Here is a 13,125-nt window from a genome sequence, read left to right as displayed (position 1 = left end):
TCAAACCACCTCCTTCGCAATACGCACCGAGACCCCCCAACCTTTGAGTGCCGCGGAGAGACGGGCGGGAGGGACGCGGTCGGTCACCAGCAGGTCGATATCGGCGGGGTCGCAGGAGACTTGCGGCGCACGGCGGCCGAATTTTTCGTGGTCCGCCGTCACGATAGGACGGTGGGCCTGTTCCACGGCGACGCGCGAGATGGCGGCCTCGGCGGGGTTGAAGACGAGAAAGCCATGGCGGTCGTTCAGCGCGTTGGCTGAGAGGATCGCGACATCGAAGGCGTGGCGGCGCAGCACCTCTTCGGCGAGAGGGCCATAGGTGCCGTGTTCGTCATGGCCGACATCGCCACCGGTCAGCACCACGCGGTTGTCATTGTGATGGGCGAGCGTTTGGGCCACGGGCATGGAGTTCGTCACGACATAAAGCCGGTGGTGTGCGCGCAGCGCCTCGGCGACGAAGGTCGTGGTGGTGCCGACATCGAGGAAGATGCACATGCCGTCGGTGATCTCGCGCGCGACACTTTTAGCGATGCGCTTCTTTCCGTCGGGATTCTGCGCGATGCGCTGGTAAAATCCCGGCTCCACACCGGCCAGCACAGTGCCGCCATGAAGTCGTTCGACCTTGCCGTCATCGGCCAGAGTCTTGACCAGTCGGCGCACCGTTTCTTCTGAAACATCCATGGCTTGCGCGATGTCGGCATTGCGCGCCGATCCGCCCTGCCGGCGCAGGACTTCCAGCAGTTCAAACTGCCGGTGGCTGGTCTTTCCACCGTCCGGTCGCGTCATGGTTCCTCCCTAAACGGAAGTTAGCCCACATAAATCCACAAAAATCCACGAAATTTCATTGCACCGAATCAAAATTGTTGCACTTCTGGTCGATAACGATGCCCACAGGAGGGGCTGAGTAGTGCCAAGGGATAACGTTCTTTTCGTCGTGATCGACCAGCTTCGGGCGGACTGTCTGCATGGCGCGCTGGCCAGCCATGTCGATCTGCCGAATCTGCGGGCGCTGGTGGCCGATGCGGCGTCGTTTCACCGCCATTACTCGGTCGCCAATCCCTGCGGGCCCTCTCGCGCCTCGCTGCTGACCGGGCAATATGCGATGAACCATCGGTCGGTCCGGAACGGTACGCCCTTGCCGCATGATACGCCGAACCTTGCAACGGAAATGCGAAGGGCGGGCTGGCTGCCGCTGCTCTTCGGCTACACCGACGCGACGCCCGACCCGCGTGTCCACGCGCCGGATGATCCGGTGCTGAAAAGCTATGAGCAAGTGCTGCCCGGCTTTCAGGAAGTCGTCGAGATGCGGCTGGAGGAGAGCCTGCCATGGCGGGCTTATCTGATGGAAAAGGGCTATGACGTTCCGCCTTATCCCGACATCTTCCGCCCGGCCGGTCCCCGCCCCGACGACCCGGCACTTTACCGGGCCGAGGACAGCGATACGGCGTTCCTGACCGATGAGACGATCCGCGCCCTGCGCGCCCGAAAGCAGGGCTGGTTCGCGCATGTGACCTATATCCGGCCACATAATCCGCTGGTCGCGCCCGAACCCTACAACCGGATGTATGATCCTGCGGTATTGCCCTTGCCTGCCCGCGCTGGAACGATGGCGGAGGAGCAGGCGGTGCATCCGTTTGTCGCCCCGTGTCATGCCAAGAACCCAATCGCGGGCATGGTGGAGGGATTCGCCGATCTTGACCCAACGGATGAGAATATCCAGCAGTTGCGCGCGATCTATCTGGGGCTTGCGACCGAGGTCGATCACCATCTCGGACGCCTGATCGCCTTCCTGAAAGAGACCGGTCAGTATGACCGGACCCTGATCATCGTGACCGCCGATCATGGCGAGATGCTGGGCGACCGCTATATCTGGGCGAAGTCGACCTATCACGATGCGGCCTACCATGTGCCGCTGATCATCCGCGATCCGGACCTGCCGGGATCGTTCGGCGCGGTACATGACCTGCCGACGGAATCCATCGACGTCACACCGACGATTCTCGACCGGTTCGGGCTGGAGGTGCCGCAGACGATGAATGGCCGCAGCCTGATGCCCATGCTTCGGGGGGAAAAGCCCCGCGAGTGGCGCCGCTTCACATTCTCGGAGCTGGATTTCGGCGATCCGGTGGCGCCGACCCTGCCGCAGAAGCGGCTGGGCCTGACGCCCGAGACGACGAATCTGGCTGTGCTCAGGAGCGGGAGGCATACCCTCGTTCATTTCAATGGCGGCCTGCCATCGCTGCTTTTTGATCATGACCGGCACGGTGAGATGCGCGACATCTCGGGCGATCCGGACGCGCAGAGCGCTTTGTTGGAGATGTACCGCGCCATGGCCGATCACCGGATGACCCATGCGGCGAGCCGATTTACCCGAACGATGGTGACGGGGGAAGGAGCCGTGACGGTGCCGCGATGACCATGGGTGTACAAACATTTCCACGGGCATTCGGCATGCTTGACGGGGTTTCGGTCGCAGGCCCATACTCGGGCCAGCGACGCCGGGAAGCCGGCGCACCAAGGGGAGGAATCACGCGTTTTCTCATAGGCCGAAAGGCTTGGTCTGCGCGTCGGATTCTGGCCATATCTGAAGGGAGGTACTGGACCTATACTTGAATTCCGGCCGTTCATAGCGTTCGGGCAGTTGGCCGGATTACTTCACAAAAACAACGAAATCCAACAAAGCCAAACAACGGGAGTGAACATGAAAAGACTGTTATTCGGTAGCGTTGCGCTGCTTGCATTGCCCATGGCGGCCTATGCGAACTGCCCCGGCATCACAGTTGCCGATATGGGCGGGATCGCACCCGGCGCCTTCCCCCAACAATACGACTTGGCGGAATTCCAGACAGCCGCCGGTTGCACGATGGAGTTCTCGGAAAACCCGGCAATTGCCGATCTGAACGGCATGATCCGCGGAAATCCGGAGCTGCCGGCGCTCGCGGATCGTCTGCCGGAGGAACCGCTTGTCGTGGTGCCCTATGACTCGGTGGGCAAATACGGCGGCACGCTCGACGCGCTGTCGAACGCGACCGAGGCCGGTACGTCCGACTTCCTCTCGACCCGCCATGTCAACCTCGTGCGCTATTCGGACGATCTTGAAACCATCGTGCCGAACATCGCCAAGTCGTGGGAATGGAACGCGGATTACACGCAGCTGACCTTCCACCTGCGTAAGGGCCACAAATGGTCGGACGGCGCGCCGTTTACGTCGGCAGACGTTAAGTTCTGGTACGATAACCTCGCGCTTGACTCAAACGTCATCGAAAAGCCGAAGGACTATGTGCTGGTCGCCGGTGAGCGGATGACGGTCGATACGCCGGATGAGCAGACCGTGGTCTTCAATCTTCCGGCGCCGAAGCCGGGTCTTCTGGCCCACTTCGCGACCCATTTCGGTCAGGGCTTCCAGCCCAAGCACTTCCTTGGCCAGTTCCACCCGGATGTGAACCCGGATGCCGACAAGCTGGCCGCCGATCTGGGCTTTGCCAATGGCTATGAGGTCATCAAGGCCTATTACGGCAACTCGGACTGGACCGACACGCCGACGCCGCAGTTGAACGCGCCGGACAAGGTTGCAAACATGCCGGCCGATACGATGCCGACGCTGGAAAGCCACATCCTGATCCGGGATACGACCGAGGGCCGGCACTTCGTGGCGAACCCCTATTTCCATATGGTCGATACGACGGGTCAGCAGCTGCCCTACATCAATGAGCAGGACGAGATCTATGCCAACGACCAGGAAGTACGGCTGCTGAAGCTTGTGAACGGCGAAGCGGACTACAAGACCCAGTCGCTGCAACTGGCCGATGCACCGCTGCTGCTGGAGAACCAGGAGAAGGGCGGGTATACGATCCAGCTGAAGCCGAAAATCGCTATGCATGCGGTGTCGTTCAACGTCACCTCGGCGGACGAGGAAAAGCGCAAGGTCTTCGGCGATTTCCGGTTCCGCAAGGCGATGTCGATCGCGATCAACCGCGAGGAACTGAACCAGACGGCTTACTTCGGTGAGGGCGTTATCCAGCAGTATACCGGCTTCTCGCCGCTGCCGGACTACATCGACGAGAAGTGGAAGGCCTTCGCGGCCGAGTTCGATCCCGACGGCGCCAAGGCGCTGCTGGATGAGGTCGGCGTGGTCGACGCCAATGGTGACGGCTTCCGCGACCTGCCAAACGGCGATCCGCTGGTGCTGAACCTGCAGTTCGCGACTCAGGGTATCGCCGGGCAGGTCGTCGAACTGATTGGCCAGCACTGGTCCAATGTCGGCATCAACACCACGGTGAAGGAAATTACGCCGGACGAGTACCGCTCGGCGCAATCCTCGAACCAGCTCGATGTCGGTCTTTGGGAAAAGGGTCAGCCGACGGGTATCATCCTTGGCAACAACGAACTTTGGGTGCCGCCGTTCGAGAACTACTTTGCTCACCGCACCGGGATGCTCTGGGCCGAATGGGTCGATTCCGGCGGTGCGAGCGGGGTTGAGCCGCCCGATTACGTCAAGCAGCTTGTCGACGACATCAACGCGTTGCAATCGACGCCGGCGGGCACGGACGAGTTCAAGGCCATCGCCAACCGCATGGTCGAGAACATGACCGGAAACCTGCTGTTCATCGGCACTGCGCTGACGCCGGACCCGATCTATCACCGCAATGCGCTTAAGAACTTCACCGAGTTCAAGACCGCGTCCTACGAATACTACCGGACGTATCCTTACCGCGCACAACAGTGGTACTTCGACGAGTGATGTCGTGACCTGATGTCGAAATCGGCCGGGGCGGCTCAGGCCGCCCCGGTTCGAAGGCCCGCTTTCACACAGGACCACCCGCCATGGCCCAATTCGCCCAGTTCGCGCTGACCCGCGCCATTCTTGCGCTGATCACGCTTCTGACCGTCTCGCTCATCGTCTTCACGCTGATGGAGCTGGTGCCCGGCACCTGTGCGGAACGCTACCTTGCATTCAAGAACACCCAAGGCTCGCAGATCACCATCGCCGATATTGAGGCAGAGGAGAAACGTCTGGGCCTCGACAAACCCTTCCCGGTCAGGTGGGGGAACTGGGTCTACAACGTCTTCGTCCATGGCGAATTCGGCGACAGCTGCATCCTGCGGCTGAACATCAACCAGCTTCTGGCGGACAAGTTCTGGATTTCCCTTGGCATCTGTATGGCCGCGCTGATCCTCTCATACGCGATCGCGGTGCCAATAGGCATCGTGACCGCCAGTTCGACGAGCGCGGTTGCCAACAACTCCCTGCGCTTCGTCTCCTATCTCGGCCTGGCGCTGCCGAACTTCCTTCTGGCGCTCATCATCATGCTGATTTCGACGGTTCTGTTCGGCGACAGTCTGACGGGCCTGTTCTCTAAGGAATACAGGGATGCGGCGTGGAGCTGGGCGAAGTTCGGCGACTTCATCAGCCGCGCCTGGCTGCCGGTCTTCATCCTCGGATGGTCCGCCACCGCCTTCGCCCTGCAAACGGTGCGGGCGCTGATGCTGGACGAGATCGGCAAGCTTTACGTCACCGCCGCCTCGGCGAGGGGCGTGTCGGGGTCGAAACTCCTCTGGCGCTATCCTGCCAAGCATTCACTGGGGCCGGTCATTAACTCGCTCGGCTTCGACCTCAACCGTATCTTCAACGAATTGCCCATCGTCGCGCTGATCCTGACGCTGACCGAGGCCGGGGCGCTTCTCTTCGAGAGTCTCGCCCGGTCAAACGACCAGCAGTTGGCGGGGGCGATCATCTTCCTTCTGACCGCCAGCATCGTGGCCCTGAATTTCGTCACCGATATTCTTCTGGCCCTCATCGACCCGCGCGTCCGGCGCGGCATCATCGGATCGTAAGGGGAGGCGGCCATGTTGTTCAGACGCAAGACAGCCACCGCCGGGGTCGATCAGAAGGCCAAGGAAGCTTATTTCACCGCCTCGCAGGGGCAGCTGATCTGGGCGCGGTTCAAGGGCAACCGGACGGCGATGATTGCCGCCTGGGCACTGGTCCTGATGATCATGATGGGCATCTTCGCGCCCTTCCTGTCGCCCTATGATCCGACCATCGCGGGCCGCGACGAGAACTATGAAAACGGCGCGCCACAATTCCCGAAATTCTGGGACGAGAACGGGTTCTCGCTCCGCCCCTTCGTTTATGCAACGGAACGCGAGCGTTCGATCAAGACGAACTTCCGCTGGGTCGTGACCGAAAACCGCGAGCACCGGCTCTATATGCGGTTCTTCGTGAAGGGGTGGGACTACAAGATCCTCGGCGTCATTCCCGGCAACATTCATCTTTTCGGACTGGATGAAGGCGGCATGATCCACCTCTTCGGTACCGATGCCAGCGGCAAGGATATCTTCGGGCGAACGCTGCACGCGATATGGACGTCGCTCGCGGTCGGTACATTGGGTGTCTTCATCTCCTTCGTGCTGGCACTGATCATAGGAGGGGTGGCCGGCTATTTCGGCGGCTGGATCGACTCGGTCCTGCAAATGATCACCGACGCGATCCGAACCGTGCCGTCGATCCCGCTGTTCATGGCGCTTGCCGCCTTCATGCCCGATCACTGGTCGTCCGAGACGCGGTTCTTCTTCATCTCGATCATCCTCGGCCTCATTGGCTGGCCAACATTGGCGCGACGAATACGAACGCACCTCTTGACCGAGCGGACGCAGGAATATGTGCTGGCAGCCGAATTGTCGGGCGCCTCGGCGGGCCATATCATCCGCCGCCACCTGCTGCCCTCGTTCACCAGCTACATCATCGTCGACCTGATGATTTCCTTCCCCTACATGGTCCGGTCGGAAACCGCGCTCAGCTTCATCGGCCTCGGGCTCAAGGACCCGGTCAACTCGCTCGGCGCGCTGATGCAGAACGTCTCGAAGGCGGACGTGCTTCTGAATTACCAGTGGTATTTCATCCCCGTCATCTTCTTCGTGGCGCTGGTTCTGGCCTTCGTCTTCGTCGGCGACGGATTGCGCGACGCGGCTGACCCCTATTCGGATACGAAGAAATGACGGCACTCATCGAAGTCAAGAACCTGACCATCCAGTTCCGGACCGATGAGGGTCTGGTAACGGCGGTCGATGATGTGAGCTTTTCGATCGACAAGGGGCAGGTGATGGGCCTTGTCGGCGAAAGCGGCTCGGGCAAGTCGGTGACCGCGAAGGCGCTGATGCATCTGAATGCGAAGAACGCGGTCTACGGGCCGAAAAGCCAGATCATCCTGCACACGGCGAATGGCCCGGTTGAGGTCCTGAAGCTGAAATCCGCGCGCGATCTGAAGATCGTGCGGGGCGGCGCGATCTCCATGATCTTTCAGGAACCGATGGCGAGCTTTGCCCCCGCCATCACCATCGGCGACCAGATGGTCGAACAGCTGATGCTGCATTCCAACATGTCAAAGGCGCAGGCCCGGGACCTGTCGGTCGAGATGCTGGACCGGGTCGGCATTTCTGACCCGGCAAGGCGGTTCAGCCAGTATGCGTTCGAGCTTTCCGGCGGGATGCGCCAGCGGGCGATGATCGCGATGGCGATCTCGACCAAGCCGAAGCTTCTGATCGCCGATGAGCCGACGACGGCACTCGACGTGACCATTCAGGCGCAGGTCATCGACCTGATGAAGGACCTCGTGCGCGAGTTTCACATGGGGATCATCTTCATCACCCATGACCTCGGCGTCATCGCCCAGACCGCCGACAAGGTCGCGGTGAAATATCTCGGTCGGATCGTCGAGGAAGGTCCGGTGCGTGAGGTCATCCGCAACCCGAAACATCCCTATACGCAAGGCCTGCTGGCGGCCCTGCCGAAACTCGACGATCTCGATGCGCCGCTGACCCCTGTTGCGGGCGACATCCCGTCGCCACTGGAGCGCCCTTCGGGCTGCGTCTTCCATACGCGGTGCCCGAAGATCATCGGCGATGTCTGCAAGTCGAAACTGCCCCATGACACGCAGGTCGATCCCACGCACCGGGTCGCCTGCCATCTGCATACGGAGGTCCCGGCATGAGCGAGACCCTGATCAAGGCCCGCGACCTGTCGGTCGGTTTCAAGATCGGTTCCGGCTTCTTCGGAAAGTCGATCCTGAAGGCGGTGGACCATGTCGATATCGACATCGAGAAGGGGTCGTTCTTCGGTCTTGTCGGCGAAAGCGGATCGGGCAAGACGACGCTCGGTCGGGCGCTTCTGAAGGCGGTGCCGATCACCGGCGGGTCGGCGCACTATACCGATGGCGAGGTCGATTACGACCTGACGACGCTCGCGGGGCCGGAACTGAAAGACTACCGCAAGCGCGCGCAGCTCATCTTCCAGGATCCCTATGCGGCGCTTAGCCCCCGCATGACCGTGCGCGACATCATCGCCGAACCCCTGGAGGTGATGGGGCTGACCAAGACCCGCGAGGAAACCGATGCAAGGGTCCGTCAGATCGCGGCGAAATGCCGGCTGAACCTCGAACACCTGCGGCGCTTCCCGCATGCCTTCTCGGGCGGTCAGCGCCAGCGGATTTCCATCGCAAGGGCGCTCGTTTCGGGGCCGAAATTCGTCGTGGCCGATGAGAGCGTGGCGGCGCTCGACGTCTCCATTCAGGCCGATGTTCTGAACCTCCTGAAAGAGCTGCAACGCGATCTGAAGATCACCTTCCTCTTCATCAGCCATGACCTGTCGGTCGTCGCCCATACCTGCGATCATCTCGCGGTTATGTATCTGGGGCGACTGGTGGAAAGCGCGCCGACGCGCGAGGTCTTCAAGGCGCCGCGCCACCCCTATACCAAGGCCCTGTTCTCGGCGATCCCGTCGCTCGACCCCGATGACCGGGGCCGCGCGCAGAAGCTGGAAGGCGAAATCCCGTCGCCCACAAACCAGCCCTCGGGCTGCAAGTTCCACACCCGCTGCCCCTTCGCCATCGACATCTGCAAGAAGGATGAGCCGAAGCTGGAACATCCCGGTGACGGGCATGAGGTCGCCTGCCACCGTTGGCGCGAACTGGCCGATACTCTGGCAGCCTAGGGGCCTCAGATCTCGGCGCGGATGGCCTCGGCCACGATGTCGAGTGCTCGGTCCAGGTCGTCTTTCGCGATGGTCAGGGGCGGGGAAAGTGTGAGGACACATCCCGCGCTGATCTTGAAGCTGAGACCCGCCTCAAGGCAGCGGTAGTAGATGCGTTCCGCCGCCGCGCGTCCCGGTGCGCGGGTCTCGCAGTGCTCGACGATCTCGACCCCGAACATCAGGCCGCGGCCCCGGATATCGCCGACGAGTGGATGGTCGCCGACCATTTCCTGCAGCCGGTTGAGCGCATGGGCGCCAAGCTCCGCCGCGCGGTCCACCAGCCCCTCGTCGTGAACTACGCCAAGGGTTTCCAGCGCCGCCCGGGCCGTCACCGGGTTCTTTTCATGGGTGTAGTGGCCGATGGCGAAATCGCCGCAGACATCCAGATCGCGCCGCGCGATCACCGCCGCGATGGGCAGGATGCCACCGCCGAGCGCCTTTCCCAAAGTCACGATGTCTGGGATCACCTCGTCATGTTCGAAGGCGAACATTCTTCCGGTCTTGCCAAGGCCCGTCGGGATCTCATCCATGATCAGAAGCGCGCCGTGCCGGTTGCAGGCCGCGCGCACCGCTTTCCAGAAGCCCGGCGGCGGCACAACGGGCACCGCCCGCATCGGTTCGGCGATGACTGCGGCGACATCGCCCTCGCGCTCCAGCACGAACTCCACCATCTTCGCGCAGGCGAGTCCGCAATATTCCGGCCCGGCATGGCCATAGGCGCAGCGGTAGCAGTTGAAGGGGGCGACATGTTCGGCGCCCGGCAGCAGGGGCCCGGCGATGTGGGACCGGAACGTCGCCTCGCCGCCGACGCTCGACGCTCCGAAGCCCGCGCCGTGGAAGGCGTCCCAGAAGCTCACTGTCTTGAACCGTCCGGTCGCCGCCCGCGCGATGCGAAGCGCGACCTCATTCGCGTCCGAGCCACCGGTCGTAAAAAGAACCTTGCCCAGATCGCCCGGCGCCAGCGTCCCGAGCGCTTCGGCCAGTTCCACCGAGATCTCGTTGGTGAAGCGGCGGGGCGAGAAGCTTAAGCGATCAAGCTGGTCCTTAATCGCGGCCACGACGCGCGGATGGCCATAGCCGATGTGATGGACGGAATTGCCATGGAAATCCATGTAGCGCCGCCCGGCGGTGTCCTCGATCCAGATGCCGTCCGCCTTGACGATGGTGGAAACGCAGGGCGAGGACAGCGACTGGTGCAGGAATGCGTCCGCGTCGCGCGCCAGCAGGTCGCGCGTCGCCGCATCGGGATGGCGCGCCGCCCAGTTGCGGCGCGCTTCCGATGTATTGGACTCGCCTTCGGTGTGGGTGATCACACGCGCCTCACTTTCTGTCCGAAAATACTCCCGCCGGAGGCTCCCGTCCTCGCCACATGCTCAGCGTGGCCAGGGAAGCGAATAAGTCTTCACATTGGTGAAGAACTTCATTGCCTCGGTCACACCTTCCTTCACGCCGTTACCGGAATCCTTGATCCCACCGAAGGGCGAGGTTTCGATCCGGTAGCCGGGCTGTTCCCAGATATTCACCGTGCCGACATTCAGCCCCTCGATATAGGCCTGCATGCGGCGGAAATCGTTGGTGCAGACGCCGGAGGAGAGGCCGAACTCGGTGCCGTTCGAAATCCGCATGACCTCTTCGTCATTGTCCGGGACGCGGACGATCGGGATGACGGGGCCGAAGGTTTCCTCCATGACAAGCTCGCTGTCATGGGGCACGTGATCGACGACGATCGGTGGCAGCAGCGCACCCTTGCGACCGGGATCGTAGAGCACCTTGGCGCCCTGATCGGCCGCCATATAGACGCGCTTTTCGAAAAGCTCGGCGGCCTTGGAATGGATCACGCAGCCAAGCTCGGTCGCGGGGTCCATCGGATCGCCGAACTTGATCTTCTTGGCTTTCTCCAGAACCAGCGGCACGAAGCGGTCGGCGACCGACTCCTGCACGAGGATGCGCTTTACCGCCGTGCAGCGCTGGCCGCTATTGCCGGTCGCGCCCGCCACCGCAATCGTCGCAGCCTTGTCCAGATCGGCATCGTTGAGGTCATTGAGCACGATCAGGGGATCGTTGCCACCCAGTTCCAGCGCCTGACGCTTATAGACGCCTTTTGCGGCGATCATCTTGCCGACCGGCACCCCGCCGGTGAAGGTGATGATGTCGATATTGGGGTTGGTGATCATCTCCTCGCCGATATCCTGCGGCCAGCCGGTCACTACCTGGAACATTTCAGGCGGCAATCCGGCTTCATAGAGGATATCGGCGAGGGTCAGTGCCGTGAGCGGCGTCAGTTCGGTCGGCTTGCACACCATGCAGTTGTTGGTGGCGATCGACGGGGCGATCTTGTGGCTGACCATGTTCAGGGGATGGTTGAAGGGCGTGATCGCGCTGATCGCCCGGACCGGCTCGCGCTTGGTATAGATCTTGCGGTCTTTGCCGTTATGCGTGAGGTCGCAGGAGAAGATCTGCCCGTCATCCTGCAAAGCCTGCGCGGCGGCGAAGGTATAGACGTCCTGCGCGCGCTTCGTCTCGTAGACCGCGTGCTGATAGCAGATGCCCAGTTCCAGAACGAGCCATTTGGCCAGATAGTCGCGCCGCTCGCCGATGATTTCGCCTGTGCGCTTCAGGATCTGGCTGCGCTCGTAGCGCGTCAGCTTCGATCGGTAGTTCGCCGCGATCTCGAACGCCTTGCGGGCATGTTCGGCGGTGCCTGCCGGGACCGTCCCCACGACCTCGTCAGTATAGGGATAACGGACCTCGATCACCTTGTCGGTAAAGACCGTCTCGCCGCCGATCCGCATGCCTTCGTGGCGGATGTCGATAGTCGTCATGTGCTGGTCCTTCATGGTCAGAGCGCCGCTGCGGTGCAGGCGTATAGGAACGCGTCGAAGTTCCTGAGTTCCGGCGCGTTCGGCAGGTCCACCTTGCGGTTGACGATGAAGGGCACTTCCTGCTCGGTCAAGCCGCCGTGGGAACGTAGCGGCTCTTTCAGCGCGGCAAGGTCGTGGCGGTGGGCCGAGGTGCCGATGGTCATGTTCTCGCCCGAGATCATGACGATATCGCCGATCCGGTCGGCGGGCAGTTCGAAGCGTTTCACCGCCTCTTCGCGGGTGACGACAAGGATGATCTCGTCGCGCGCATCGAGTTTCGCCATGATACCGGCGCGGTCGGTCCCGGCGGGCAGATAGCAGGTCGCGAAGGACCCGAGCGCCCCGTGGTGGACGACATAAGGGTCGGTGATCGGCAGGATCACGCGGGCGGCGTCCTCGCCCAGCCATTCGTCCATCAGGTCCTGCACATAGATCACGGCGGGCGTCCCGTCCGCGTTGTGCTTGGGCTTCATGCCATGGTCGGCGGTGACGACGACGGCGGCGCCGAGCGCGTCGAGCTCCGCCAGATAGCGGTCGAACATTTCGTAGAAGTCCTTCGCGCCCTTCTGGTCGGGGGCGTATTTGTGCTGGATGTAGTCCGTCGTCGAGAGATACATCACGTCGGGTTTGAATTCCTTGAGAAGCTTGACCCCGGCGGCGAAGACGAACTCGGAAAGGTCGGCCGAATAGACCTCAGGCACCGGCATCCCAAGCCATGCGCTCGCATTATCGATCCCGTGTTCGGCCTTGGTCGTGGTGCCGGACTTCTCCGACGAGAAGGCGACCGCGCGGTCCTCGTCGAACTTCAGCCCCGCGCCCAGAAGCGCGCGCAGCTTGTCCTTGGCGGTGACCATCGCCACCCGGGCGCCGGCCTCGTAGAATTGTGAAAAGATTGTCGGCGCGCGCAGGAAGCGCACGTCGTTCATCATCACCTCCTCGCCCGTCTCGGGGTCATAGAGGTAATTGCCGCAGATGCCATGCACCGCAGGAGGCCGCCCCGTGGCGATCGAGAGGTTGTTGGGGTTGGTGAAGGAGGGGATGACCGAATGCGCCAGCCGGTCGGTGCCCGTCTCGCGCATCCGCTTCAGTGTCGGCATAAGCCCGTCGGCGATGGCGACCTCCAGATATTCCGGCTCACAGCCGTCTAGGCAGATCGCTACGGCGGGCACTTTCGGCCAGGGATAGGCGCGGTCATTAGCCATCACGGGCGCGCGGTTTTGCATATTCATCTTAGGT

The 13,125-nt window shown here is 62.1% G+C and carries 10 protein-coding genes; 6 read left to right on the top strand and 4 right to left on the bottom strand.

The features are described 5' to 3' along the window. Positions 1-786, bottom strand: coding sequence for a DeoR/GlpR family DNA-binding transcription regulator (locus OEZ71_RS04055; RefSeq protein WP_263738631.1), 786 nt, complete (start codon positions 784-786; stop codon positions 1-3). A gap of 121 nt (positions 787-907) precedes the next feature. Between OEZ71_RS04055 and OEZ71_RS04050 the strand changes: the two genes are divergently transcribed. The 6 genes from OEZ71_RS04050 to OEZ71_RS04025 all read left to right on the top strand — a co-directional run bounded on the left by OEZ71_RS04050 (position 908) and on the right by OEZ71_RS04025 (position 8,989). Beyond that, positions 908-2,416: an alkaline phosphatase family protein gene (locus OEZ71_RS04050; RefSeq protein WP_263738630.1), complete on the top strand. Its 1,509-nt coding sequence runs from the start codon at positions 908-910 to the stop codon at positions 2,414-2,416. A gap of 285 nt (positions 2,417-2,701) precedes the next feature. Continuing rightward, positions 2,702-4,741 (top strand): ABC transporter substrate-binding protein, encoded by a 2,040-nt coding sequence (locus OEZ71_RS04045; protein ID WP_263738629.1) that lies wholly within the window; start codon positions 2,702-2,704, stop codon positions 4,739-4,741. An 83-nt stretch (positions 4,742-4,824) separates the two neighbouring features. Further along, complete coding sequence (locus OEZ71_RS04040) at positions 4,825-5,835, top strand: ABC transporter permease (protein ID WP_263738628.1); 1,011 nt, start codon at positions 4,825-4,827, stop codon at positions 5,833-5,835. Between the two features lie 12 nt (positions 5,836-5,847). Then, entirely contained in the window at positions 5,848-6,999 is a 1,152-nt protein-coding gene (locus OEZ71_RS04035) for an ABC transporter permease (protein WP_263738627.1), read from the top strand. Continuing rightward, a complete protein-coding gene (locus OEZ71_RS04030) occupies positions 6,996-7,991 on the top strand; it encodes an ABC transporter ATP-binding protein (protein ID WP_263738626.1) in 996 nt (331 codons plus the stop codon). The genes OEZ71_RS04035 and OEZ71_RS04030 overlap by 4 nt, the downstream gene beginning before the upstream one ends. After that, positions 7,988-8,989 carry an ABC transporter ATP-binding protein gene (locus tag OEZ71_RS04025; protein WP_263738625.1) on the top strand — a complete coding sequence of 334 codons (1,002 nt, stop codon included), beginning with the start codon at positions 7,988-7,990 and terminating at the stop codon, positions 8,987-8,989. The genes OEZ71_RS04030 and OEZ71_RS04025 overlap by 4 nt, the downstream gene beginning before the upstream one ends. Before the next feature lie 5 nt (positions 8,990-8,994). On the opposite strand, the gene pbfA is transcribed toward OEZ71_RS04025, so the two are convergent. From pbfA to phnA, 3 genes are read right to left on the bottom strand one after another with little or no spacing between them, the layout of a single operon-like run. Continuing rightward, on the bottom strand, positions 8,995-10,341 hold the full coding sequence (gene pbfA / locus OEZ71_RS04020) for a (R)-1-hydroxy-2-aminoethylphosphonate ammonia-lyase (RefSeq protein ID WP_263738624.1): 1,347 nt from the start codon (positions 10,339-10,341) through the stop codon (positions 8,995-8,997). A gap of 60 nt (positions 10,342-10,401) precedes the next feature. Continuing rightward, positions 10,402-11,850 (bottom strand): phosphonoacetaldehyde dehydrogenase, encoded by a 1,449-nt coding sequence (gene phnY, locus OEZ71_RS04015; protein ID WP_263738623.1) that lies wholly within the window; start codon positions 11,848-11,850, stop codon positions 10,402-10,404. A gap of 17 nt (positions 11,851-11,867) precedes the next feature. Further along, a complete protein-coding gene (gene phnA / locus OEZ71_RS04010; protein WP_263738622.1) occupies positions 11,868-13,091 on the bottom strand; it encodes a phosphonoacetate hydrolase in 1,224 nt (407 codons plus the stop codon). Positions 13,092-13,125 lie beyond the last annotated feature (34 nt).

Origin of the sequence: Albidovulum litorale (assembly GCF_025751495.1) — a bacterium.
Classification (GTDB): Bacteria; Pseudomonadota; Alphaproteobacteria; order Rhodobacterales; family Rhodobacteraceae; genus Albidovulum; species Albidovulum litorale.
The sequence above is the reverse complement of the archived record's forward strand: the minus strand, read 5'-3'. Positions and strand labels throughout refer to the sequence as shown.

Bases quoted from the DNA above. Each gene is read 5' to 3' on its own strand.
- OEZ71_RS04045 (WP_263738629.1), top strand. From the start codon at position 2,702: ATGAAAAGACTGTTATTCGGTAGCGTTGCGCTGCTTGCATTGCCCATG.
- OEZ71_RS04055 (WP_263738631.1), bottom strand. From the start codon at position 786: ATGACGCGACCGGACGGTGGAAAGACCAGCCACCGGCAGTTTGAACTG.
- OEZ71_RS04040 (WP_263738628.1), top strand. From the start codon at position 4,825: ATGGCCCAATTCGCCCAGTTCGCGCTGACCCGCGCCATTCTTGCGCTG.
- OEZ71_RS04035 (WP_263738627.1), top strand. From the start codon at position 5,848: ATGTTGTTCAGACGCAAGACAGCCACCGCCGGGGTCGATCAGAAGGCC.
- OEZ71_RS04025 (WP_263738625.1), top strand. From the start codon at position 7,988: ATGAGCGAGACCCTGATCAAGGCCCGCGACCTGTCGGTCGGTTTCAAG.
- OEZ71_RS04030 (WP_263738626.1), top strand. From the start codon at position 6,996: ATGACGGCACTCATCGAAGTCAAGAACCTGACCATCCAGTTCCGGACC.
- phnY (WP_263738623.1), bottom strand. From the start codon at position 11,850: ATGACGACTATCGACATCCGCCACGAAGGCATGCGGATCGGCGGCGAG.
- phnA (WP_263738622.1), bottom strand. From the start codon at position 13,091: ATGGCTAATGACCGCGCCTATCCCTGGCCGAAAGTGCCCGCCGTAGCG.